Annotated in this window: 30 protein-coding genes; 19 read left to right on the top strand and 11 right to left on the bottom strand. The window is 64.7% G+C overall.

The features are described 5' to 3' along the window. The first annotated feature begins 62 nt into the window (after positions 1 to 62). Genes ACE3SL_RS01155 through ACE3SL_RS01145 form a run of 3 tightly spaced genes read left to right on the top strand, consistent with a single transcriptional unit; the run spans position 63 to position 2,749 of the window. On the top strand, positions 63 to 764 hold the full coding sequence (locus ACE3SL_RS01155; protein ID WP_374523925.1) for a dienelactone hydrolase family protein: 702 nt from the start codon (positions 63 to 65) through the stop codon (positions 762 to 764). Further along, complete coding sequence (locus ACE3SL_RS01150) at positions 761 to 1,159, top strand: nuclear transport factor 2 family protein (RefSeq protein ID WP_374523924.1); 399 nt, start codon at positions 761 to 763, stop codon at positions 1,157 to 1,159. Before ACE3SL_RS01155 ends, ACE3SL_RS01150 begins: the two co-directional genes overlap by 4 nt. A 12-nt stretch (positions 1,160 to 1,171) precedes the next feature. Continuing rightward, on the top strand, positions 1,172 to 2,749 hold the full coding sequence (locus tag ACE3SL_RS01145; RefSeq protein WP_374523923.1) for an FMN-binding glutamate synthase family protein: 1,578 nt from the start codon (positions 1,172 to 1,174) through the stop codon (positions 2,747 to 2,749). On the opposite strand, the gene ACE3SL_RS01140 is transcribed toward ACE3SL_RS01145, so the two are convergent. From ACE3SL_RS01140 to hemE, 7 genes are all read right to left on the bottom strand, one after another. Next, entirely contained in the window at positions 2,746 to 3,147 is a 402-nt protein-coding gene (locus tag ACE3SL_RS01140; RefSeq protein ID WP_374523922.1) for a DUF1489 family protein, read from the bottom strand. The genes ACE3SL_RS01145 and ACE3SL_RS01140 overlap by 4 nt on opposite strands. 51 nt (positions 3,148 to 3,198) lie before the next feature. Further along, positions 3,199 to 3,912 carry a TerC family protein gene (locus ACE3SL_RS01135; RefSeq protein WP_374523974.1) on the bottom strand — a complete coding sequence of 238 codons (714 nt, stop codon included), beginning with the start codon at positions 3,910 to 3,912 and terminating at the stop codon, positions 3,199 to 3,201. A gap of 4 nt (positions 3,913 to 3,916) precedes the next feature. Next, entirely contained in the window at positions 3,917 to 4,585 is a 669-nt protein-coding gene (locus ACE3SL_RS01130; protein ID WP_374523921.1) for a YjbE family putative metal transport protein, read from the bottom strand. Continuing rightward, positions 4,585 to 4,878 carry an antibiotic biosynthesis monooxygenase gene (locus tag ACE3SL_RS01125; RefSeq protein ID WP_374523920.1) on the bottom strand — a complete coding sequence of 98 codons (294 nt, stop codon included), beginning with the start codon at positions 4,876 to 4,878 and terminating at the stop codon, positions 4,585 to 4,587. The genes ACE3SL_RS01130 and ACE3SL_RS01125 overlap by 1 nt, the downstream gene beginning before the upstream one ends. A 9-nt stretch (positions 4,879 to 4,887) precedes the next feature. Further along, the gene (gene rho, locus ACE3SL_RS01120; protein WP_136176184.1) at positions 4,888 to 6,144 is read right to left on the bottom strand and encodes a transcription termination factor Rho; all 1,257 of its coding nucleotides are present in this window, start codon (positions 6,142 to 6,144) and stop codon (positions 4,888 to 4,890) included. Positions 6,145 to 6,338: 194 nt separating this feature from the next. Then, positions 6,339 to 6,782 (bottom strand): CopD family protein, encoded by a 444-nt coding sequence (locus ACE3SL_RS01115; RefSeq protein ID WP_374523919.1) that lies wholly within the window; start codon positions 6,780 to 6,782, stop codon positions 6,339 to 6,341. 21 nt (positions 6,783 to 6,803) lie between these two features. Then, a complete protein-coding gene (gene hemE, locus ACE3SL_RS01110) occupies positions 6,804 to 7,829 on the bottom strand; it encodes a uroporphyrinogen decarboxylase (RefSeq protein WP_374523918.1) in 1,026 nt (341 codons plus the stop codon). 341 nt (positions 7,830 to 8,170) lie between these two features. Here hemE and ACE3SL_RS01105 point away from each other — a divergent pair, with 341 nt between their 5' ends. The 12 genes from ACE3SL_RS01105 to ACE3SL_RS01050 all read left to right on the top strand — a co-directional run bounded on the left by ACE3SL_RS01105 (position 8,171) and on the right by ACE3SL_RS01050 (position 16,616). After that, positions 8,171 to 8,983 (top strand): pyruvate, water dikinase regulatory protein, encoded by an 813-nt coding sequence (locus ACE3SL_RS01105; RefSeq protein WP_374523917.1) that lies wholly within the window; start codon positions 8,171 to 8,173, stop codon positions 8,981 to 8,983. Continuing rightward, the gene (locus ACE3SL_RS01100; protein WP_374523916.1) at positions 8,980 to 9,579 is read left to right on the top strand and encodes a Maf family protein; all 600 of its coding nucleotides are present in this window, start codon (positions 8,980 to 8,982) and stop codon (positions 9,577 to 9,579) included. Before ACE3SL_RS01105 ends, ACE3SL_RS01100 begins: the two co-directional genes overlap by 4 nt. After that, positions 9,576 to 10,388 (top strand): shikimate dehydrogenase, encoded by an 813-nt coding sequence (gene aroE, locus ACE3SL_RS01095; RefSeq protein WP_374523915.1) that lies wholly within the window; start codon positions 9,576 to 9,578, stop codon positions 10,386 to 10,388. The genes ACE3SL_RS01100 and aroE overlap by 4 nt, the downstream gene beginning before the upstream one ends. Further along, complete coding sequence (gene coaE, locus ACE3SL_RS01090) at positions 10,385 to 11,008, top strand: dephospho-CoA kinase (protein ID WP_374523914.1); 624 nt, start codon at positions 10,385 to 10,387, stop codon at positions 11,006 to 11,008. Before aroE ends, coaE begins: the two co-directional genes overlap by 4 nt. Positions 11,009 to 11,027: 19 nt before the next feature. Continuing rightward, a complete protein-coding gene (dnaQ, locus tag ACE3SL_RS01085; RefSeq protein WP_374523913.1) occupies positions 11,028 to 11,723 on the top strand; it encodes a DNA polymerase III subunit epsilon in 696 nt (231 codons plus the stop codon). Positions 11,724 to 11,766: 43 nt separating this feature from the next. Beyond that, entirely contained in the window at positions 11,767 to 12,342 is a 576-nt protein-coding gene (hpf, locus tag ACE3SL_RS01080; RefSeq protein ID WP_374523912.1) for a ribosome hibernation-promoting factor, HPF/YfiA family, read from the top strand. Positions 12,343 to 12,556: 214 nt separating this feature from the next. Next, a complete protein-coding gene (locus tag ACE3SL_RS01075) occupies positions 12,557 to 13,021 on the top strand; it encodes a PTS sugar transporter subunit IIA (protein ID WP_374523911.1) in 465 nt (154 codons plus the stop codon). 143 nt (positions 13,022 to 13,164) lie between these two features. Further along, the gene (locus ACE3SL_RS01070) at positions 13,165 to 13,503 is read left to right on the top strand and encodes a DUF1491 family protein (RefSeq protein WP_374523910.1); all 339 of its coding nucleotides are present in this window, start codon (positions 13,165 to 13,167) and stop codon (positions 13,501 to 13,503) included. Positions 13,504 to 13,699: 196 nt separating this feature from the next. Further along, positions 13,700 to 14,359 carry a cell wall hydrolase gene (locus ACE3SL_RS01065; protein ID WP_374523909.1) on the top strand — a complete coding sequence of 220 codons (660 nt, stop codon included), beginning with the start codon at positions 13,700 to 13,702 and terminating at the stop codon, positions 14,357 to 14,359. Between the two features lie 69 nt (positions 14,360 to 14,428). Beyond that, a complete protein-coding gene (locus tag ACE3SL_RS01060; protein ID WP_374523908.1) occupies positions 14,429 to 15,040 on the top strand; it encodes a DUF4136 domain-containing protein in 612 nt (203 codons plus the stop codon). Continuing rightward, positions 15,037 to 16,152, top strand: a complete 1,116-nt coding sequence (locus ACE3SL_RS01055) for a M14-type cytosolic carboxypeptidase (protein ID WP_374523907.1) — start codon at positions 15,037 to 15,039, stop codon at positions 16,150 to 16,152. Before ACE3SL_RS01060 ends, ACE3SL_RS01055 begins: the two co-directional genes overlap by 4 nt. Further along, positions 16,149 to 16,616 carry a GNAT family N-acetyltransferase gene (locus tag ACE3SL_RS01050; protein WP_374523906.1) on the top strand — a complete coding sequence of 156 codons (468 nt, stop codon included), beginning with the start codon at positions 16,149 to 16,151 and terminating at the stop codon, positions 16,614 to 16,616. The genes ACE3SL_RS01055 and ACE3SL_RS01050 overlap by 4 nt, the downstream gene beginning before the upstream one ends. Positions 16,617 to 16,718: 102 nt before the next feature. Here the strand turns inward: ACE3SL_RS01050 and ACE3SL_RS01045 are convergent, their stop codons facing one another. Then, positions 16,719 to 17,171 (bottom strand): Hsp20 family protein, encoded by a 453-nt coding sequence (locus tag ACE3SL_RS01045; protein WP_374523905.1) that lies wholly within the window; start codon positions 17,169 to 17,171, stop codon positions 16,719 to 16,721. Between the two features lie 192 nt (positions 17,172 to 17,363). On the opposite strand from ACE3SL_RS01045, the gene gpmA reads away from it, so the two are divergent. Further along, complete coding sequence (gene gpmA, locus ACE3SL_RS01040; protein WP_374523904.1) at positions 17,364 to 18,050, top strand: 2,3-diphosphoglycerate-dependent phosphoglycerate mutase; 687 nt, start codon at positions 17,364 to 17,366, stop codon at positions 18,048 to 18,050. Between the two features lie 38 nt (positions 18,051 to 18,088). Here gpmA and dapD read toward each other — a convergent pair whose 3' ends face one another. The 3 genes from dapD to ACE3SL_RS01025 are packed head-to-tail and all read right to left on the bottom strand — an operon-like array spanning position 18,089 to position 20,131. Then, positions 18,089 to 18,931, bottom strand: a complete 843-nt coding sequence (gene dapD / locus ACE3SL_RS01035) for a 2,3,4,5-tetrahydropyridine-2,6-dicarboxylate N-succinyltransferase (RefSeq protein WP_374523903.1) — start codon at positions 18,929 to 18,931, stop codon at positions 18,089 to 18,091. Then, a complete protein-coding gene (locus ACE3SL_RS01030; protein WP_374523902.1) occupies positions 18,928 to 19,605 on the bottom strand; it encodes a pyrimidine 5'-nucleotidase in 678 nt (225 codons plus the stop codon). The genes dapD and ACE3SL_RS01030 overlap by 4 nt, the downstream gene beginning before the upstream one ends. Before the next feature lie 10 nt (positions 19,606 to 19,615). Then, positions 19,616 to 20,131: a DNA-deoxyinosine glycosylase gene (locus ACE3SL_RS01025; protein WP_374523901.1), complete on the bottom strand. Its 516-nt coding sequence runs from the start codon at positions 20,129 to 20,131 to the stop codon at positions 19,616 to 19,618. A gap of 306 nt (positions 20,132 to 20,437) precedes the next feature. On the opposite strand from ACE3SL_RS01025, the gene rpsL reads away from it, so the two are divergent. From rpsL to fusA, 3 genes are all read left to right on the top strand, one after another. Next, a complete protein-coding gene (gene rpsL, locus ACE3SL_RS01020) occupies positions 20,438 to 20,809 on the top strand; it encodes a 30S ribosomal protein S12 (RefSeq protein WP_374523900.1) in 372 nt (123 codons plus the stop codon). A 135-nt stretch (positions 20,810 to 20,944) separates the two neighbouring features. Beyond that, positions 20,945 to 21,415, top strand: coding sequence for a 30S ribosomal protein S7 (rpsG, locus tag ACE3SL_RS01015; protein ID WP_350033319.1), 471 nt, complete (start codon positions 20,945 to 20,947; stop codon positions 21,413 to 21,415). Positions 21,416 to 21,511: 96 nt separating this feature from the next. Further along, positions 21,512 to 22,960, top strand: a 1,449-nt coding sequence (fusA, locus tag ACE3SL_RS01010; RefSeq protein ID WP_374523899.1) for an elongation factor G, incomplete at its 3' end; no start/stop codon positions are given.

The raw sequence follows: 22,960 nt of genomic DNA, 5'->3' as shown, positions 1-22,960 counted from the left end.
GCCCTGACGGCGGCTAGCTTCGCGCTTTCACAGCCAAGAAGCAAGAGACAGGAGCTCCCCCAATGTCTGCACCGACGAACACGACCATCGCCGCGCTGAACGGCGAAGGCGATATTCCCGCCTATGTCGCGCGCCCCGACGCCGATTCGTCGCGCGCGATCATCGTCATCCCCGAAATCTTCGGGGTGAACGCGGGCATCCGCAAGAAATGCGACGATTGGGCTGCCGAAGGCTATCTCGCGATCGCCCCCGATATCTTCTGGCGCTTCGCTCCCGGCGTCGAGCTCAATCCCGATGTCGAGGCCGAAATGAACGAGGCGTTCGGCTATTTCGGCCAATATGATGCCGACACGGGTGTGAAGGATATCGAAGCGGCGATCCGCTGGGCGCGCGGCGAAGGCGCCGGCAAGGTCGGCTGCGTCGGCTTTTGCCTCGGCGGCCGCCTCGCCTATATGGCCGCCGCGCGCACCGACATCGACGCCTCGGTCGGCTATTATGGCGTGATGATCGATCAGATGCTGAACGAAAGCCACGCGATCTCGAACCCCCTGATGCTCCACATTCCGACCGAGGATCATTTCGTCGATGCCGCGGCGCAGGCGAAGATCCACGAGGCGCTCGACCCCAATCCGAAGGTGACGCTCCACGACTATCCGGGGCTCGACCATGGTTTCGCCGCAACCTCAGGCAACCGCCGCAACAAAGAGGGCGCAGAGCTCGCCGATGGCCGCACCCGCGCCTTCTTTGCCGAGAAACTCGCATGAAGGCGCGCGACGGAGTCGTCGCTTGGCATGCCTATATGGCGGGCGGCGGCGACCCACAGGCGCTGCGCGATCTGCTCGCCGACGACGCAGTCTTCCATTCGCCCGTCGTCCACACCCCGCAGGAGGGGCGCGACAAGGTCTTCGCCTATCTCCACGCCGCGAGCCATGCCCTCGGCGGCGACGATTTCCGCTATCTGCGCGAGATCGTCGACGGCGATCAGGCGATGCTGGAGTTCGCGACCGAACTCGACGGCATCCAGATCAACGGCGTCGATATCATTCGCTGGAATGATGAAGGAAAGATAAGTGATTTCAAGGTGATGGTTCGCCCACTCAAAGCGATCAACAAAGTGTGGGAGAAGATGGCGGCGATGCTCGCGGCGCAGGCGAACTGATCCCGGTCCGCAATGCGCCGCTGGATCGCCTTCCCCATTCTTGCCCTGCTCGCGGCACTTTCTGTCTGGTGGGGACCGGCGCGCTGGACCTTGCTTATCTGGGTGCCGCTGCTGCTGCTTGCGCTTTACGATGCGCTCCAGCGCAAGCACAGCCTGCGCCGCAACTATCCGCTGATCGCACGCATCCGCTGGCTGTTCGAGGCGCTGCGGCCTTTCCTTTATTCCTATGTCGTCGAAAGCCCGCTCGAGGGCCGGCCCTTCTCCCGCAACGAGCGTGACCTCGTTTATGCCCGCGCCAAGGGCGATCTCGATTCGCATCCCTTCGGCACCGAGCTCGATGTCTATTCGGACGAATATGAATGGATGAGCCATAGCATCGCGCCGAAGCACGCGCATGACCGTACCCAACGGGTAAAGGTCGGCAGCCCGCAATGCTCGCGGCCCTATGACGCCGCGCTGCTCAATGTCTCGGCGATGAGCTTCGGTTCGCTCGGCGCCAACGCGATCGAGGCGCTCAACCTCGGCGCGAAGCTCGGCAATTTCTATCAGGACACCGGCGAAGGCGGCTTCAGCCCCTATCATGCCATGCACGGCGGTGACATCGTGTGGGAGCTCGGTAGCGGCTATTTCGGCTGCCGCGACGAAACCGGCCGCTTCGACCCCGAACGCTTTCGCGATCGCGCGCAGGACGATCAGGTCAAAATGGTCGAGATCAAGCTCAGCCAGGGCGCGAAACCGGGCCACGGCGGCGTGCTGCCCGGCGCCAAGGTCAGCGCCGAGATCGCCGCGACGCGCGGCGTCCCCGAAGGGCGGGATTGCATCTCCCCTGCCGCCCACTCGGCCTTTTCAACGCCGATCGAGATGGTCGAATGGGCCGCGAAACTGCGCGACCTGGCGGGCGGCAAACCCGTCGGGATCAAGCTCTGCGTCGGCCAGCCGCACGAGATTTATGCCGTCATGAAGGCGATGATCGAGACCGGGGTCCGGCTCGACTATATCGTCGTCGACGGCGCCGAGGGCGGCACCGGCGCGGCGCCGGTCGAATTTTCGAACAGCCTCGGCATGCCGCTCCGCGAGGGGCTGATCTTCGTGCGCAACGCGCTCGTCGGCTGCGGGCTCAAGGAAGAGATAAAGCTCGCCGCGTCGGGCAAGGTGCATTCGGGGGCGGGGCTCGCGACCAACTGCGCGCTCGGCGCCGACTGGTCGAACGCCGCGCGCGCCTTCATGTTCACGCTCGGCTGCGTCCAGTCGCTCAAATGCCATACCGACAAATGCCCGACCGGCATCGCGACGCAGGACCCCGGCCGCCAGCGCGGCCTCGTCGTCGCCGACAAGGCCGAACGCGTCCGCCGCTTTCAGGCCGCGACGGTGTCGGCGCTGTGGGACATCAGCTGCGCGATGGGGCTCGACAGCCCGTGGCAAATCCAGCCACATCACCTGAGCGAACGGGTCAATTCGGCGCGGTCGGATTCGATCGACCGCATCTATAAATTCTATGACCGCGGCGTGCTTCTGGAAGACCCCGAGTCGGTCTCGGGCGCGCGCTACTGGGCAATGGCGCGCGCAAACAGCTTTCGCGCGGCGCTTTAGATCAGACTCAGTTCGGCAAGCTCGCGGTAGAGCTCGGGCGGCAGGTCGCCGATCCCGTCGCCATTGTCGACGCCCTTCGGGGCGTCAGTGTCGGTCAGATAGCGCCAGCCCTGATGCGCGCGCTTCGGTTGCGGGTGGACGCGTTCGAGCAGTCCCGCGCAGACGATGTCGATCCGCCCGTCGTCGCGATCCTCGAAGCGCAATATTTCGACCCGGCCGACGAGCGTGTGACGAACGATGAAATGTAGCCTTCCGCCGACGAGTTCGTCCGCACGCTTCGGCTTGAACCGCGTGGCGAAGCGGATCTCGCCCCCTTCGGCCCGCGACGCGATCCGGTCGGCGAGCGACGGATAGTCGGGGCAGCCGACGGCAACGCGGGTCATGTGAAGCTGGGACATGACGTCCTAGATGGGCGCGAGCCCCCGCCTTTCAAGCCGCTCCCGGCTCGATCAACCGCCGATCAGGCTCATGAAATGCGGATGGACATCGTGCCAGCCGTCCCAGATCATCTTCAACGCAACATAGAGGATGACGAGCAGGCCGACCCACGCGATCCAGCGATAGCGCTCGATATATTTGGCGATCACATTCGCCGCCACACCCATCATTGCGACCGCGAAGACCAGACCGACGATGAGGATGCCCGGATGCTCGCGCGCCGCGCCGGCGACCGCGAGGACATTGTCGAGGCTCATCGATACGTCGGCGATCGCGACGCCCCACGCTGCCGACGCAAAGCTCTTGGCGGGTTTCAGGCCCGAATCCTCGTCGCCCTCGATCTCGGGCGATCCGGCCGATTCGCCATGGCCGCTGCGGATATCGCGCCACATGCGCCACGCCACCCAGAGCAGCAGGATGCCGCCCGCGAGGACGAGCCCGACGATACCAAGCAGTTGCTGAACGACAAGCGCGAAGCCGATGCGCAGCACCAGCGCGGCGCCGACGCCGATCAGGATCACCTTCCGGCGCTGATCGGCCGGCAGACCCGCCGCGAGCGCGCCGACGACGATCGCATTGTCGCCGGCGAGAACGAGGTCGATCAGCAAGACCTGAAGAAAGGCGGTGAAAGCCGCGGGTTCGGTGATGTTCGAAAAATCATGGACGATCGCGTCCCAGATTCCCGCCGGGGCCGCACTCGCGGCGGACGCCAATATCTCCAGCATCATGTCAACGCACCCATCCGAACAAATGGCCAAGACCGATCTCGGGATCGACCCAGCCGTCATAAATCATTTTCAGCGCCACATAGAGGATCACGACCAACCCGACCCAGGCGATCCAGTGATAGCGCTGCAAGAGCTTCGCGACATAGTTCGCCGCCAGCCCCATGACCATCACCGTGAAGGTCATGCCGACGAACAGCAAGGCCGGATTTTCGCGCGCGATCGATGCGACGAGCAGGACATTGTCGATGCTCATCGACAGGTCGGCGATCATGATCGCAACCGCGGCCTTGAAGAAGGTCGTGCGCGCCGGCGGGCCCTCGACTTCGGGGGTCGCGGGATCGTCGATGGCTTCCTCGGGCTTGGCCGGCCGGATCTCGCGATACATATTGTACGCGACCCACAGCAACAGCAGCCCGCCTGCGAAGACGAGGCCGGTGATCTTCAGAAGTTGCGTCGCGACCAGCGCGAAACTGATCAGGAAAATCAGCGCCATGCCGACGCCGAGCATCAACACCCGCTTGCGATCGCGCTCGGGAAGGCGACCGGCGATCGTGCCCATGATCAGAACATTGTCGCCCGCCATGGTGAGGTCGCCGAGGATGATCTGCCCGAGCAGGATAAGCCCGGGGCCGGTAAAGATCGCCGAAAAGTCCATCGCCGAAAAATCCATTACAGCGGCTCTCCGAAATAGCTGACCGCAGGCACAGGGTCATAGAAGGGATGGAGCAGCGCACGCCACCGCTCGTACCGGTCCGAACGCCGGAACCCCTCGCGATGGTCCGCGACCGAGCGCCAATGCGCGATCAGCAGATAGGGCCCGCCTGCTTCGAGCGGCGGGCGGATTTCGAGGCCGAGGAAACCCGGGGACGCGGTGATGAGCGGCCGCGCCTCGGCGACCGCCAATTCGAACGCCGCTTCATGGCCCGGTCGAACCGGCAGCAAGGCAAGTTCGACCACAGCCACGCGCGCGGACTACTGGTTCATCGAATCGAAGAAATCTTCGTTCGTCTTGCTGTCCTTGATCTTGTCGAGCAGGAACTCCATCGCATCGACGGTGCCCATCTGCATGAGGATGCGGCGCAGCACCCACATCTTGCTGAGCTTGTCCTTCTCGACGAGCAATTCTTCCTTGCGGGTGCCCGACTTGCCGACGTCGAGGCTCGGGAAGATGCGCTTGTCGGCAACCTTGCGGTCGAGGACGATTTCGCTGTTACCCGTGCCCTTGAATTCTTCGAAGATGACCTCGTCCATGCGGCTGCCGGTATCGATCAGCGCGGTCGCGATGATCGAGAGCGAACCGCCCTCCTCGATGTTGCGCGCGGCGCCGAAGAAACGCTTTGGCCGCTGCAGAGCATTGGCATCGACACCGCCGGTCAGCACCTTGCCCGATGACGGCACGACGGTGTTGTAGGCGCGGCCGAGGCGGGTGATCGAGTCGAGCAGGATGACGACATCCTTCTTGTGCTCGACGAGGCGCTTGGCCTTTTCGATCACCATCTCGGCGACCTGGACGTGGCGCGTCGCGGGTTCGTCGAAGGTCGAGGACACGACCTCACCCTTCACGCTGCGCTGCATGTCGGTGACTTCCTCGGGACGTTCGTCGACCAGGAGGACGATGAGATAAACCTCGGGATGGTTGTCGGTGATCGCCTTGGCGATATTCTGCAGCAGCACCGTCTTGCCGGTGCGCGGCGGCGCGACGATCAGCGCGCGCTGGCCCTTGCCCTGCGGGCTGACGAGGTCGATCACGCGCGCCGACTTGTCCTTCACCGTCGGATCGACCGTATCGAGCGACAGCTTCTGGTTCGGATAGAGCGGCGTCAGGTTATCGAAGTTGACGCGGTGACGCACCGCCTCGGGATCGTCGAAATTGACCTTGATCAGCTTGGTCAGCGCGAAATAGCGCTCGCCGTCGCGCGGGGCGCGAATCTCGCCCTCGACCGTGTCGCCGGTGCGCAGACCATATTTGCGAACCTGGTTCGGCGAGACATAGATGTCGTCGGGGCCCGCGAGATAATTGGCGTCGGACGAGCGCAGAAAACCGAACGAGTCCGGGAGGACCTCGATCGTCCCCGATCCGATGATTTCCTCGCCCTCTTCGGCGAGCTCCTTGAGGATCGAGAACATCAGGTCCTGCTTGCGCAGCGTCGAGGCGCCCTCGACGCCCAGTTCCTCAGCCATTTCGACGAGTTGGGCGGGGGCTTTGGTCTTGAGTTCTTTAAGATGCATGGATGGATTCCGGGTAGAAAAATCGGGAGAAAAATAGACTTTAAGTTCGTCGCACCGGCAGGTGCCTATCCGGCCGGGGGACGGCCGTTATCGATAGCTTCGACGCAAGGCGCGCCGCCCGCGGAAAGCGGGTTCGATCGGCCCCTAGAACCGGCTTTTGCGCAAGTCAATCTGCGCTGCGCCGGGACGGTGGGTTAAAAGGGACGCACGATCACCAGTATGACGATGATCGCCGCGGCGACACCAGGGACCTCGTTCAGCAATCGCAGCCGCCGTTCGGTCAGCGGACGTTCGCCGCGCTTCAATTTCTTGAAATAGCCGATCAGCCAGCCGTGATAGCCCGACAGCAGGATGACGAGCAGCAATTTGGCGTGAAACCAGCCTTCGCGCCAATAATCGCCGTTGAAAGCGAGCATCAGCCCCAGAATCCAGACGAGCATGATCGAGGGATTGAGGATGATCTTGCGCAGCCGATCCTCGCGCTCGATCCACTTCCTGTCCTCGTCGGACCCGACCGCGCACTGGTGATGATAGACGAAGAAGCGCGGCATCATGAACAGGCCGGCCATGAAAAAGATCACGAAGATGACGTGCGCCGCTTTGACCCAGAGCATCGTTACCCCCAGAAAACCTGCCATAAACCCCGCCCAAATTTCGAACTAGCCGCGAACGCGCCGGATCAGATGCTCGACATGGGCAATCGGCGTATCGGGCACGATTCCATGGCCGAGATTGAAGATATGGGGCCGCGACGGGAAAGCTGCAAGGATGCGATCGATCGCGGCGTCGAGCGCCTTACCGCCCGCGACGAGCGCGAGCGGGTCGAGATTGCCCTGCACCGGCAGATGCGACGGCAGGACGCTGTCGGCCCAGACGGGATCGACCGTCTCGTCGAGCCCGATCGCATCGACCCCGGTCTCGTTCGCATAGGATGCGAGCTTGCCGCCCGCCCCCTTCGGAAAACCGATGATCGGCGTGTCGGGATGGAGCGCCTTCAGCCGGCGGACGATTTCGGCATTGGGCGCAATCACCCAGCGCTCGAACTGCGCGGGGCTGAGGCTGCCCGCCCAGCTGTCGAAAAGCTGTACTGCCTCGACGCCCTGCTCGATCTGCCCCGACAGATAGGTCACCGAAAGATCGACGATCGCGTCGATGATTGCACCGAACGCAGCCGGATCGCCGAAAGCCATCCGCCGCGCCGCGGCCTGATCCTTCGACCCCTGCCCCCCCACCATATAGGTCGCCACGGTCCACGGGCTGCCCGCAAAGCCGAGGAACGTCGTTTCGGACGGCAGCGCGCCGGCGACGCGCGCGACGGTACGGTACACCGGGTCGAGCCGCTGTGGCATCGCTTCGAGCGCCGCGAGCGCGCTGTCGACCAGCGGCGGCGCGAGCCGCGGCCCCTCGCCCGCCTCGAACCACAAATTCTGCCCGAGCGCGTGCGGGACGACGAGAATGTCGGAAAAGAGGATCGCTCCGTCGAAGCCGAACCGGCGGATCGGCTGGAGCGTGACCTCGGCCGCGGCTTCGCTGTCGTAGCAAAGCTCGAGGAAGCCGCCCTTGGTTTCGCGGAGCGCGCGATATTCGGGGAGATAACGTCCAGCCTGGCGCATCAGCCACAGTGCGGGCTGCTCCTGCGGCACCCCGCGCAGCGTTGCCAGCAGGTTCTTCGACGACGCCTTCACGCGGCCCCTCTTTCTCTCTTCATATATATTTAAAGATAATTGTGGTGGATTGTTGGTCGGCGGACAGCGTGGGCTTTAGGCGCGGGCGTCCCTTTTGCCAACAGCTTGACTCCCTGCGTCACGGGTAACGTCGCGGAGTCGCTGGTGTCTGTTCCCCTAATTCACAGCCTGTGGATAAATTTCATCCCTTGTGGACAAGCCATGGAGCGGAATCGGCAGCATCGGGGAGGAATCTTCGCTGCCGAACTTGTCCCGGCGGTTATGCCGATACTTATCCACAGAGCGCGATGACGACAAAGCGCCGCTTGCCTTTTCCTCCGCCGCGGCGAAAGGATGGTGCGATGAGCCGGCTCCATCTGCACCTCATATCCGATTCCACGGGCGAGACGCTCGAAAATATCGCCAAGGCGGCGATCGCGCAGTTCGACGATGTCGAGGTGGTGCGCCATTTCTGGCCGATGGTCCGTTCGGAATCGCATCTCGACCGGATTATCGCCGAAGTGCAGGCGAGCCCGGGCATGATCCTGTTCACGCTGGTCAGCGGCGAGCTTCGCGCGAGCCTCGAACGGCGCGCTGCTGCACTCAACCTGCCGGTCGTTCCGGCGCTCGACGCGGTGACCGATGCGCTGTCGCGAATGCTGGGGCAGGAAGCGAAGGCGCGCCCCGGCCGCCAGCACCAGCTCGACGCCGCCTATTTCGCACGGGTCGAGGCGATTCAGTTCACTGTCGCGCACGACGATGGCATCGGCTGGGAGAATTGGGAGCAGGCCGACATCGTCCTCGCCGGCGTGTCGCGCACCTCGAAGACCCCAACGAGCATCTATCTCGCAAATCGCGGCTACAAGACCGCGAATATCCCGATCGTGCCCGAATCGCCGCCCCCGGAAGCGCTCTACAATTTGAAGCGGCCGCTCGTCGTCGGGCTGACGACGGGGCTCGACCGGCTCGTCCAGGTGCGCCGCAACCGGCTGCTCTCGCTCAACCAGGCGCCCGAGACCGCCTATGTCGACGATGAGCGGGTGAAGGCCGAGATCGCCTATGCGCGGCGGATGTTCGCCGACAATGGCTGGCCGGTGATCGACGTGACGCGCCGTTCGATCGAGGAAACCGCCGCGGCGGTGATCAAGCTGGTCGAAGATCGCGCCGACGCATGACACAACTCCTGCTCGCTTCGCAAAGCAGCGGCCGCGCCGCGATGCTCCGCGCCGCCGGGCTCGATTTCGAGACGAGCGCTGCGCATGTCGACGAGGAGGCGCTGACGGCTTCGTTGCTTGCTGCGGGCCAGACCCCGCGCAACATCGCCGACGCGCTCGCCGAAGCGAAGGCGGTCAAGATCTCGTCGCGGCTGCCGGGGGTGACTGTGCTCGGCGCCGATTCCACGCTTGCGCTCGACGACGGGTCGATGCTGGCGAAGCCGGCAAGTCCCGAAGAAGCCGCCGATCATCTTCGCCGCATGGCAGGAACCCGGCACCGCCTGTTCAGCGCCGCGGTCGCCGCACGGGATGGGGCGCCGGTCTGGCGCGCGATCGGCGAGGCGAAGCTCTGGGTGCGCCCCTTGTCGGAGGGGTTCATCGCCGACTATGTGGCGCGGAACTGGGACAGCATCCGCTGGACCGTGGGCTGCTACGAGATCGAGGGAGCGGGTGTGCAATTATTCGACCGGGTCGAGGGCGACCCCTGGACCATCATCGGGATGCCGATGCTGCCGTTGCTGGCGTGGCTGCGCGCGACCGGGCTGGCGCCCTCATGAGTGTCCCGTTTGCTGAAGTGATCGGCGATCCGATTGCACAATCCAAATCGCCTCTGATTCACGGCTTCTGGCTAAAGGCGCTCGGGATCGAGGGTGATTATCGCCGTGCGCATGTGAAACCCGACGATCTTTCTGCCTATATCGCCGAGCGCCGCTCCGACCCCGACTGGCGCGGTTGCAACGTCACCATCCCGCACAAGATCGCGGTGATGGATCTCGTCGATGATCCCGGCGACATTCGCGGGACGATCGGTGCGATGAACACGGTGGTCCGGCAACCCGATGGTTCGCTGATCGGTACCAACACCGACGCCGCGGGCTTTTATGTCCCGCTCGCCGACCTCGATCTCGAAGGTGCTCCGGTCGCGGTCGTCGGTGCTGGCGGCGCGGCGCGCGCTGTACTCTTCGCGCTGGCACGGGCTGGTGCGGGGCATGTGACGATCCTCAACCGCTCGCCGCTCAAGGCGATGGGTCTGCTCGCGACCTTTGGCCTCAAGGGTGAGGTGGCCGGCCTCGACGCGGCACTTCCCCCGGCGGCACTGCTCGTCAATTCGAGCAGCCTCGGCATGACCGGCCAGCCGCCGCTCGACCTCGACCTGTCGCCGCTTCCCGAGGATGCGATCGTCTATGACCTTGTTTATTCGCCCCTGCAAACCGGATTGCTGAAAGCCGCGGAGGCGCGCGGGCTCGACACGATCGACGGGCTCGACATGCTGATCGGCCAGGCGGCGCTCGCCTTCGAACTCTTCTTCGGCCGCTCGCCCCCCGAAGGCCGCGACGAGGAACTGCGCGCGCTGCTGACCGCATGAGCCGATTCGGCCATCCCGGCGCGCGGCTCCGCCGCCCGTTCATCCTCGGGCTTACCGGATCGATCGGCATGGGGAAATCGACCGCGGCGGCGATGTTCGAGCGTGAGGGGGTGCCGGTGTTCGACGCCGATGCCGAGGTGCACAAGCTGCAAGGGCATGGCGGCGCGCTCGTTGCCGCGATCGAGGAACGCTTTCCCGGCACCACCGGACCGAATGGCGTCGACCGGCAAAAACTCGGTGCCCGCGTTCTCGGCAACACTCACGAGCTCGCGGCGCTGGAAGCGATCGTTCATCCGGCGGTAGCGAAGGCGCAGCGCAAGTTCCTGATGCGCCACCGCGCGCGCGATGTCGTGATTCTCGATATTCCGCTGCTTTTTGAAAAAGGCGGCTGGCGCAGGGTCGGTGCGATCGCGGTGGTATCGGCGCCGGCGTGGATGCAGACGAAGCGGGTGATGCGCCGGCCGGGGATGACCCGCGCCAAGCTGAAGGCGATCCGCCGCCTGCAGGTGCCCGACCGGGTGAAGCGCGCGCGCGCCGATTTCATCATCGAAACGGGCCGCCCGAAAAGCGAGACGCACCGCCAGATTCGCGCCATCGCCTCTTGTTTCCGCGCCCGATAGGGTCCAGATTGACCGCTCAATGCGCGAGATTATTTTCGATACCGAAACCACGGGATTCGATCCCAAAGCCGGAGACAGGCTGGTCGAAATCGGGTGCGTCGAGCTGATCGACCGCCGCGAGACGGGGGTTACCTTTCACGCCTATTTCAACCCCGAGCGCGACATGCCCGCCGCGGCGGAAGCGGTGCACGGGCTGTCGATCCAGTTCCTGTCGGACAAGCCGCTCTTCGCGACTCGCGCCGACGAGCTGATCGAATTTCTCGGCGACGCGCCGCTCGTTGCGCATAATGCCGCCTTCGACTTCGGCTTCATCAATGCCGAGCTCGCGCGCGCCGGCCGTCCGGCGATCGACATGGGCCGCATGTGCTGCACCGTCCAGATGGCGCGCAAGCTTCATCCCGGTGCGAAGCACAGCCTAGACGCGCTCTGCACGCGCTACGGCATCGACCGCAGCCACCGGATCAAGCATGGCGCGCTGCTCGACGCCGAACTGCTCGCGCATCTCTACATCGAAATGACCGGCGGCCGCCAGATCGGCCTCGGTCTTGCGGCGAGCGCGTCTGCATGCGCCCTGTCCGCCGATCCGGTTCGCGCCGCGGCGCCGCAACGCGCCTTTCGCGAACCCCGCCCGCACGCCGCGACCGCCGCCGAGCTGGCGCGGCACGCCGAATTCGTCGCCACGCTCAGTGGAGCCTTGTGGCACGATAGTCCGTGACGGCGGTCCCGGCCGCCGTCATGATTCTGGAAGGAGAAGAAAAATGGAAATCCGCGTCTCTGGGCACCAGATCGAAACCGGCGTTGCGCTGCAGGCGCATGTGTCGGACCGGATGAACGCGATTGCCGACAAATATTTCTCCCGCGCGATCGGCGCGCACGCGACCTTCGGCAAGGGGCCGCACGACAGCTTTCAGTGCGACATCGTCGCGCATGTGATGCAGGGACTGGTGCTGAAGGGTCATGGCCAGGCGCAGGACGCGCACGTCGCCTTCGAAGGTGCCGCCGACCGCATCGAGAAACAGCTTCGACGCTATATGCGGCGGCTGAAGGACCGCAACGGTGCCAATGGCCAGTCGGCACCCTCGATCGACGATATCGAGGACAATGCCAGCTATGTCGTCTTCGACGGCGGCGCCGACGAGGATGAGGCCGGCGATGCGCCCGCGATCATCGCCGAAACGCGCGTCGATATTCCGACGAGCAGCGTGTCCGACGCGGTAATGATGCTCGATCTTCGCAACACCAACGCGCTGCTGTTCGTGAACAGCAAGACGGGCAGCCATAATATGGTCTATCGCCGCGACGACGGGACGATCGGCTGGGTCGAACCCCGCTAGGCTGGTCGGGAAACCGGGCCTCCTTTGGCCCGGTTCCACCGAAAGCCTTGCGATAGGGGCTGGATTTTCTCCGCCATCCGGCCTAAGGGCCGCGCCCAACGAAGCCCGATGCTCGATCGCGGGCCGGGTGCCGGGGCCAGCACATTCCCCGATCGATCGCGAACTTTGAAGACCCGGGTGCCTGTCCCGGCGGCTATGCAGATTTGACCTGACGATGAATCTATCTTCCCTTCTCTATCCTGCGACCGTGCGTGCGCATGTGCAGCTCGACTCGAAAAAGGCGCTCTTCCCCTTCGTCGGGGATCTTGCCGCGCGTTCGCTTGGGCTCGACGCGGGCGAGGTCAGCGAGGCGCTGCTCGAACGCGAACGGCTGGGATCGACGGGCTTCGGGCGCGGCATCGCCCTGCCCCACGCCAAGATGGCCGATCTGTCGGGCGTGCGCGGCCTGTTCCTGCAACTCGCGCGGCCGATCGATTTTCAGGCGGTCGATGGCCTGCCCGTAGACCTGCTCTTCGTGCTGCTGTCGCCGCTCGATGCGGGCGCCGATCATCTGAAGGCGCTCGCGGGCGTCTCGCGGATGCTCCGCAACGAAAGCATCGCCGAACGGCTGCGCGGCGCGAAGAGCGACGAAGCGCTCTATGCGATGCTGCTCGACACCGAAACGCGCGATGCGGCGTAGATTGATCCACTGACGTGGATACGGCACCGGCCCGCTCCCCCCACCCGGCCTCCCATAGATTACTAGAGTAGGGAGGCCGGGTGGGGGAGCGGGCCGGTGCCGTATCGTTTCAGCGTAGCTGACACAGACAAGAGACTTTTCTCATGACCCGGCTTACAAGCCGTTTTCTTGTCGATCTCTTGCTCCGCCGGACTGAAAGCGCCGGGGGCTTCGCTACCGTGCTGGCGAAAGGCGATGAAACTTCGGGCATCATCCTCGTTCAATGCAGCGAACGCGGTACGCCCGGTCCCCTGCTCGAGCGGAGGTTTGGCCCTGATGGCAACTATATCTGGGAGGCGGTCGGCCCCGACGACCCAAAGGATGGGGAATCGCGCGCAGACTACCAGTCAAGGCGGCGCCACGCCGATCCCGACCTGTGGATGGTCGAACTGGATATCGCAGATGCGCCACGGCTCGTCGCGGAGTGGGCTGCGTTAACTTGACTCTGTTGCGCTGCACAATAACTGGCGCGCATTCCATAACGCGTAGGTCGTTGCGTGGGTTGCCCTGCTTGGCGGGGTGCCCCGAAAAACGCTTCGGACACGCAGTCGGATGATGGCCCCAGGCGGCATAGAGCCGGATTAGCTCACCCGCCTGTCTTGAGATTTCGGTCCATCAGCCGCCCTTTTGACGGATAATATGAGTCGCATATTGAACGCCGCCAGCATGGCTGCCGTCGGCATGACCGCAACCGCCATGCTGCTGCTGGCCGAACCGGGCTTCGCGAGCGATCTCGCGGAAAGCGCGAATATTCCCGCCATCACCCTGCCGGGCGCCGATGCGTCGGCCGCGGACCCGGCGGATGCCACGACGACAAGCGAACAGCCGGTCGTCACCCTTCCCCAGAATAGCGATGAACCCGCCGCCGATGTGAAGCCGGCGCTGGACGTCGATTCGCTTGCCGAGCTCGTCGCCGCGACCGATCGTCCGGCGGACATCGACCCTGAACTGCGCTGCCTCGCCGGCGCGGTCTATTTCGAATCACGCGGCGAATCGCTCGCGGGCCAGCTCGCGGTCGCGCATGTCGTGATCAACCGCGCCAAGTCGGGCCGCTTCCCCAGGAGCCTGTGCGGCGTGGTCCACCAGCCGAGCCAGTTCAGCTTCGTGCGCGGCGGCAAGATGCCCGCGATCCGCAACGCGGCCCAGTGGACCAACGCCGTCGCCATCGCCCAGATCGCGCGCGACGGCAGCTGGAAGACGCAGGCGCCGGGCGCACTCTTCTTCCACGCGCGCTATGTGTCGCCGGGCTGGCGCAAGACGCGCGTCGCGTCGATCGACAATCATATCTTCTATCGTTGATTCCCTGAACGGGGTGCGACCCGCATCCCGTTCATTGCCAGGCCATTTTTTGTGGCGCATGATGCGCAGATGATGCGTCATCTTTCCGTCGCCCTGCTCGGTGCAGCGGCGCTTGCGCTCGGCGGCTGCGCGACCGCGGTCCCGCCCGTCGAAGTCACCCGCTTCCATAACGCCGTTCCCGGCTGGGCGCCGGGCACGCGCTACGCTGTTGCGACGGCGCCACTCGACGGCGCAGCGGCGGCCATGCCCTCGCTCGAATGGAACAGCTACCGTGCTGCGGTCGATCAGCAGCTCCAGCGGCAGGGACTCGTCGCGGCAGGCAGCAACGAAAAGGCGCCCTTGCTCGTCCGCATCGCGTTCGAGCGCAGCGAGCAGGCGCCCGCCGCCCGCCGCTCGCCCGTCTCGGTCGGGGTCGGCGGTTCGACCGGCAGCTATGGATCGGGGGTCGGGCTCGGGCTCGGGATCAATCTCGGCGGCGGACCGAAGCGCATGGCCGATCTCCAGTTGTCGGTGCGCATCGACGATGCCGCGACCGGACAGGCGATCTGGGAAGGCCGCGCGCTGACCGCGGTGCCGGTGAAGGCGCCCGCCGCGCAGCCGTCGCTCGCCGCCGCTAAATTGGCCGAAGCTCTATTCAAGGACTTCCCCGGCGAATCGGGACGCACTATCAGCGTCCCATGACCATCAGCATCAACGCCGCCTTCGACAGCGGCAATATCGTCGTGGAATCGGTCGACGGCACCTCGGCGCGCCTGTCGATCCGCAAGGATCGCGAATCCGATTTCTACCAATGGTTCCACTTTCGCGTCGCGTGCCGGGTCGGCGACGCGCTCGAGCTGGCGATCGGCGGTCTTGCCGGGTCGGCCTATCCCGACGGCTGGCCGGGCTATGCCGTCTCAGCAAGCCACGATCGCGAGCATTGGTTCCGCCTCGATACCGACTATGATTCGGCGGCGGGGACGCTGACCGTCCGCCACACCGCCGAAAGCCCGATCCTCTGGCTCGCCTATTTCGCGCCCTATTCGATGGAAAGGCACCATGATCTGATCGCGTCGGTCGCGACATGCGAAGGCGTGACCTATCGCTGCCTCGGCACTAGCCTCGAAGGCCAGCCGATCGACTGTATCGAGATGGGCACCGGCGCGACGCAGGTCTGGCTTTATGCGCGCCAGCATCCGGGCGAGTCGATGGCCGAATGGTGGATGGAGGGCGCGCTCGACAAGCTCACCGATCCCGCCGACCCGTGGGCGCGCTCGCTGCTGCAAAAGTGCCGTTTCCACATCGTTCCGAACATGAACCCCGACGGTTCGCGCCGCGGGCATCTGCGCACCAACTATGCCGGGGTGAACCTCAACCGCGAATGGGACAATCCGACCGCGGAGCGCAGCCCCGAAGTGCTGTGCGTGCGGAACGCGATGGACGAAAGCGGCGTCGACTGGGCGATGGACGTCCATGGCGACGAAGCGATTCCCGCGGTTTTTCTCGCGGGGTTTGAGGGTATTCCCTCGCTCAAAGCGGAGCAGGCGGCCAAATATCAGGCGTTCCAGACCGCGCTCGCGGCGAACACGCCCGATTTCCAGGTCGATCTCGGTTATGAATTGTCGGCGCCGGGGCAGGCCAATCTGACGATGTCGACGACGCAACTCGCCGAGCGCTTCGGTGCGGTGTCGATGACGCTCGAAATGCCGTTCAAGGACAATCGCGACCTCCCCGATCCGGTGCAGGGCTGGTCGCCCGAACGTTCGAAGCTGCTCGCGCACGCCTGCCTGCAGACGCTCGACCAGATGCTGTGATCGATAGCTGGCGGATCGTCGAGGATGATCTGTCGGGCGCGCCCGTTCGGGCGCTGCTGGAACGGCATTTCGCGGGGATGCTTGCCAGTTCGCCGGCCGGAAGCTGTCACTTCCTCGATTTCGACGGGCTGCGCGCGGGCGGCGTGACCTTCTGGTCGATCCACAAGGAGGGGGTGCTGGCAGGCTGCGGCGCGCTCAAGATGCTGAATGGCGCGCACGGCGAAATCAAGTCGATGCGCACCGCCGACGCTTTCCTCCGCCAGGGCGTCGCCGCGCGGATGCTCGGCCATATCATCGCCGAAGCGCGGGAGCGCGGCGTCGAGCGGCTCAGCCTCGAAACCGGATCGGGCGCGGCCTTCGAACCCGCGCTGGCGCTCTATCGGCGTTACGGTTTCGAGGATTGCGAGCCCTTCGCCGATTATCGGCCGGACCCGTTCAGCCGCTTCATGACCCGGCGGCTCTAACGCGGCGTCCCCGCGAAGACGCGAACACACCCTATGAAAACGGGGTCCGGGAGAGGGAGCCGGACCCCGTTCTGATGCCCCGAAGGGCAAGGTTCAAAGGCCTCAGGCGGCCTTCTTGTCCTCGATCACCGGCGATGTGCCGCCGATCGCGATCTTGTGCGGCTTCATCGCCTCGGGCACTTCGCGCACCAGGTCGATGATGAGCAGCCCGTCGGCGAGATCGGCCTTATCGACCCGCACGAAGTCGGCGAGCTGGAAGCGGCGCTCGAACGCGCGCGTCGCGATGCCGCTGTAGAGAAGCTGGCGGCCTTCGCCTTCCTTCGCCGGCGCCTTGCGGCCGCTGACGGTCAGCATGTTCTGCTGCGCGGTGATGTCGATCTCGTCATTCTTGAAGCCCGCGACCGCGACCGTGATGCGGAAATGGTCGTCGGCGATCTTCTCGATATCGAAGGGCGGATAATTGTCCGCGGAACCGCTCGATTCGAGGAAATCGAACAGTCGGTCGAAGCCGACGGTCGAGCGGCGATAAGGGGTCCAGTCGAAGCTGTTACGCATGATGTCATTCCTTCCTTGCAAAGCGAAGTCACGGGATCACGACATGCCGTCGCGATCGCCACCCGGCCCCGTATCGGCGGCCGGATGAGGCGAATCTGGTAACGGCCGAAACCATTTCAAGGGGGCGATTGGCGTTCGGCAAAAACCCGCGCTATGGGGCGCGGCGAATCCCCTCCAGCCGAAGGACCGAACATGCCGCAGCTCATCCTCATCCGCCACGGCCAGTCGCAGTGGAATCTCGAAAACCGCTTCACCGGCTGGTGGGACGTCGATGTCACCGAAAAGGGCGCGGCGGAGGCGTGGGCGGCGGGTGAGCTGATGAAGGCAAAGGGCATCGCGCCCGACACCTGCTTCACCTCGGTTCAGACGCGCGCGATCAAGACGCTCAACTTGGCGCTCGAGGCGATGGGCCGGCTGTGGCTGCCGGTCACCAAGGACTGGCGCCTCAACGAACGCCATTATGGCGGGCTCACCGGGCTCGACAAGGCCGAGACCGCGGCGAAGCATGGCGACGAACAGGTAAAGATCTGGCGGCGCAGCTTCGACACTCCGCCGCCGCCGCTCGCCGCCGATTCGCCTTATGACCTGTCGGCCGATCCACGCTACGCGGGCATCGCGATTCCGAACACCGAGAGCCTCAAGGACACGATCGCCCGCGTCCTGCCCTATTATGAAAGCGCGATCGCGCCCGAGCTCAAGGCCGGCAAGACGGTGCTGATCTCGGCGCACGGCAACAGCCTGCGCGCGCTGGTCAAGCATCTGTCGGGTATTTCGGACGCCGACATCACCGGGCTGGAAATCCCGACCGGACAACCGATCGTCTATGATCTCGACGACGATCTGACCGCGCGCGAACGTTATTATCTCAGCGAGCGGTAAGAATCGTCGCCCCCGCCGTCGCGGGGGCGACGACAGGATCAGTCGCGCAGCAGCTCGTTGATCCCGGTCTTCGCGCGCGTCTGCGCATCGACGCGCTTGACGATTACCGCGCAGTAAAGCGACGGCCCCGGCGTCCCGTCAAGGAGGGGCTTGCCCGGCAGCGAACCCGGCACGACGACCGAATAGGCCGGCACCTCGCCGACGAACACCTCTCCCGTTGCGCGGTCGACGATCTTGGTCGAGGCGCCGAGATAGACACCCATCGACAACACCGCGCCCTCGCGCACGATCACGCCCTCGGCGACCTCGGCGCGCGCGCCGATGAAGGCGCCGTCCTCGATCACCACCGGCCCCGCCTGCAACGGTTCGAGCACGCCGCCGATCCCCGCGCCGCCCGACAGATGGACGTTCGCGCCGATCTGCGCGCAGCTTCCTACCGTCGCCCAGGCGTCGACCATCGACCCGTCGCCGACATAAGCGCCGATGTTGACGAAGCTCGGCATCAGCACTGCGCCCTTGCTGATATAGGCGCCGCGGCGGACGATCGATCCGGGCACCGCGCGGAAACCGGCGTCGCGAAAGCGGTTCGCGTCCCAGCCGGCGAATTTCGACGGCACCTTGTCCCACCAGGTCGCGCCGCCCGGCCCGCTCTCGATGATCTCCATGTCATTGAGGCGGAACGACAGCAGGACCGCCTTCTTGAGCCACTGGTTGACCTGCCACGCGCCGTCCGCGTCCCGTTCGGCGACGCGATAGCTGCCGTTATCGAGCCCGGCGATCGCGGCTTCGACTGCCTCGCGCACCGCGCCGGCCGTGGTCAGCCCCAGCGTGTCGCGCGCATCCCACGCGGCTTCGATCGTCGATTGCAGGTCGGTGGTCATGAAATTCCCCAATGTTCCGGAAGCGTATCGAGCCAGTCGGCGATGTCGCTGACGTGAAAATCGACATGGTCTGGCAGATGGCCGCGATGGCCGCTTTCGCTGCCATTGTCCAGCCACACGGTCGTCATGCCGAGCGCTTTGGCGGGCGTCAGGTTGCGCGCCATATCCTCGACGAACAGGCTGGCCCGCGGATCGACCCCGAGATGATCGACCATCATCGCATAGGCGGCCGGTTCGGGCTTGGGCGTGTAACGGGTGATGCGGATGTCGCAGATGCCGTCGAACAGATCGGCGATCCCCCGCGCTTCGAGCACGCGCGCGGCATAATCGGCGTCGGCGTTGGTGAAGACCAGCCGGCGTCCCGGCAGGCGCTCGAGCCCCGCGCGCAGCCGCGCGTCGATCGCCAGCCGGTCGAGCGCGATGTCGTGGACATCGACCAGAAACGTCTCGGGATCGATCCCATGATGGCGCATCAGCCCCGCCATCGTCGTGCCATGGTCGTGAAAATATTGCTTCTGCACCCGCCGCGCCTCGACCGCATCGACGTCCAGCAGCCGCATGATGAAGGCGCCCATGCGTTCGTCGATCAGGTCGAACAGCTTTGCCGACGGCGGATAGAGCGTGTTGTCGAGATCGAAGATCCAGCTGTCGATATGGTCGATCGGCACGGGCATGGCGCGGCGCTTACCCGCTCGGTCGGGTGGCGGCAAGCGCGGCGCGAAGGCGCATCCATTGCGTCAGCTTCGCCGCGAAGCCGATCGTGTGCGCGGCGCTGCTCGATGGCAGGTCGATGAGTGCAATAGCCTCGAGCGGCGGGAGCCGGCGGCGCCCGATCGCCGCGGCCTTGCCGCCGTTGAAGGCGATCGTGCGAAGGTCGGGCAAGCCGGCGACCAGCGCGGCAAGATCGTGCGCCTCGGCCTCGCGGATATCCGAATCGCTGCTCGTTCGCCGCCGGGCGGTGCGAATCACGTCCCACAGGCCGACCTTGGCCCTGCGCAGCGCGGCCAGCCGGTCGCCATAGGCCATGTCGGCCAGCGGCCGTTCGACGACCGCGCCCAGCAGCCGCCAGAACTGGTTTGTCGGATGCGCATAATATTGCCGTTCGGCGAGCGACCGCGCGCCGGGCAGGCTGCCGAGGATCAGCAGGCGCGTGTCGGCGGCGACGTGCGGGGCAAAGCTGGCGTGACGGATGGCGGTCATGGGCGATCGATAGGATGTTCGGTCCGGCGCAACAATATTGCCTGCCCCTTGACCCGGACGGGAATCGCCGCTAGGGGCGCGCTCGACCGAAAAGGGCGGTCTGCCGCCTCTTTCAGTTACAACAGCGCTTGAACATTGCTGGCGCGGATGGAGCCTCCGGAGGACGACAAGAGTCCGCCGGGGTCTTTTGCTGTTATAAGGTCTGCCGCTTTTCGCCATTTTTGGCGGGTTATCGGCCGGAGCTTCATCCACCGCGGTACAGTAACCGTTCGCTCTTATGGGCGGACACTTGAAGGTGAAGCATTCATGCCCACGATCAACCAGCTGGTCCGCAAGGGCCGGACGCCGCAGAAGGCGAAGTCCAAGGTCCCGGCGATGGAAGCGAACCCGCAGAAGCGCGGCGTTTGCACCCGTGTCTATACGACGACCCCGAAAAAGCCGAACTCGGCGCTCCGCAAGGTGGCCAAGGTCCGTCTGACCAACAGCCGCGAAGTCATTTCCTACATCCCCGGCGAAGGCCACAACCTCCAGGAACACAGCGTCGTGCTGATCCGCGGCGGCCGTGTGCGCGACCTTCCCGGCGTGCGCTACCACGTCCTGCGCGGCGTGCTCGACACCCAGGGTGTGAAGGACCGCAAGCAGAGCCGTTCGAAGTACGGCGCCAAGCGTCCGAAGTGACCGTCACGGGGTGACGGTCATCCCGGAAAAATCGCGACAGGCGATTTTGTCCGGGATCCAGTCCCTCGGTTGAAGCTGAAATCGATCATCCCGTGAGCGCTCTGCGCCGGGATGCTGTTGTAAAGGAAATATCCCATGGCTCGTCGTCGTCGTCCTGAACGCCGCGAAATCCTGCCCGATCCCCGTTTCGGGGATGTCGTGCTCTCGAAGTTCATGAACAGCGTCATGCTGGACGGGAAGAAGGCCGTTGCCGAAAGCATCGTTTACGGTGCGCTCGAAGCGGTCGAAGCCCGCGCCAAGAAGGAACCGCTCGGCGTGTTCCACGAAGCGCTCGCGAACATCCGTCCGAACATCGAAGTCCGCAGCCGCCGCGTCGGCGGTGCGACCTATCAGGTTCCCGTCGAGGTTCGTCCGGACCGCGCGCAGGCGCTCGCGATCCGCTGGCTGATCACCGCGGCGCGCAACCGCAGCGAGACCACCATGGCCGCGCGCCTGTCGGGTGAGCTGCTCGACGCGTCGAACAACCGCGGCAACGCGGTCAAGAAGCGCGAAGACACGCACCGCATGGCGGAAGCGAACCGCGCTTTCAGCCACTACCGCTGGTAAGCGCAGGCGGGTCTCTGGCCCGTCTCGCAATCGCAACAAAACTTCCTATATCGGGGGCGGCTCCAAAGGCCTCCCCCCAAATCCAAGGAAAAGATCATGGCACGCAGCCATCCGCTCGAACGCTATCGCAATTTCGGTATCATGGCGCACATCGACGCCGGCAAGACCACGACGACCGAGCGCATTCTCTATTACACCGGCAAGTCCTACAAGATCGGCGAAGTGCATGACGGCGCTGCAACGATGGACTGGATGGAGCAGGAACAGGAACGCGGCATCACGATCACGTCGGCCGCCACGACCTGTCTGTGGAAGGCCGATGAGGGCAAGGGTCCCGAGCATCGCCTGAACATCATCGACACCCCCGGCCACGTTGACTTCACCATCGAAGTCGAACGCTCGCTGCGTGTCCTCGACGGCGCGGTCGCTGCGTTCGACGGCGTTGCCGGCGTCGAGCCGCAGTCGGAAACCGTGTGGCGCCAGGCGGACAAGTACAAGGTGCCGCGGATGTGCTTCATCAACAAGCTCGACCGCACCGGCGCGAACTTCTATTATTGCGTCCAGACGATCATCGATCGCCTGGGTGCGGTTCCGGCAGTCCTCTATCTGCCCATCGGCGCGGAATCGGACTTCAAGGGCCTCGTCGATCTCGTCAACGAACGCGCGATCATCTGGAAGGATGAAAGCCTCGGCGCCGAATTCTTCTATGAAGACATCCCGGCCGAACTCGCCGACAAGGCTGCCGAATATCGCGAAAAGCTCGTCGAACTCGCCGTCGAACAGGACGACGATGCGATGGAAGCCTATCTCGAAGGCACGCTGCCCGACGTCGCGACGCTGAAGGCGCTGATCCGCAAGGGCACGCTGAACCAGGCTTTCGTGCCCGTCCTCTGCGGCTCGGCGTTCAAGAACAAGGGCGTCCAGACGCTGCTCGACGCGGTCGTCGACTATCTGCCTTCGCCGCTCGACATCGAAGACGTTCAGGGCATCAACCCCGACACGAACGAACCCGATTCGCGTGCGACGGCCGACGACGCGCCGCTGTCGATGCTCGCGTTCAAGATCATGAACGACCCGTTCGTCGGTTCGCTCACCTTCGCCCGCATCTATTCGGGCACCCTGACCAAGGGCAGCTATCTGAACTCGGTCAAGGACAAGAAGGAAAAGATCGGCCGTATGCTCCTGATGCACGCCAACTCGCGTGAAGACATCGAGGAAGCATTCGCGGGTGACATCGTCGCGCTCGCCGGCCTCAAGGAAACCACCACCGGGGACACGCTCTGCGCCAACAACGCGCCGATCATCCTCGAGCGGATGGAATTCCCCGAGCCGGTCATCGAGCTGTCGGTGGAACCGAAGACCAAGGCCGACCAGGAAAAGATGGGCATCGCGCTCAACCGCCTGGCCGCCGAGGACCCCTCGTTCCGCGTGTCGACCGACCATGAATCGGGCCAGACGATCATCAAGGGCATGGGCGAGCTTCACCTCGACATCCTCGTCGATCGCATGAAGCGCGAATTCAAGGTCGAAGCGAACGTCGGCGCG

The organism is Sphingopyxis sp. (assembly GCF_041916015.1).
Classification (GTDB): Bacteria; Pseudomonadota; Alphaproteobacteria; order Sphingomonadales; family Sphingomonadaceae; genus Sphingopyxis.
Note: the sequence above shows the minus strand (reverse complement) of the source record. Positions and strands in the feature narration are given on the sequence as shown.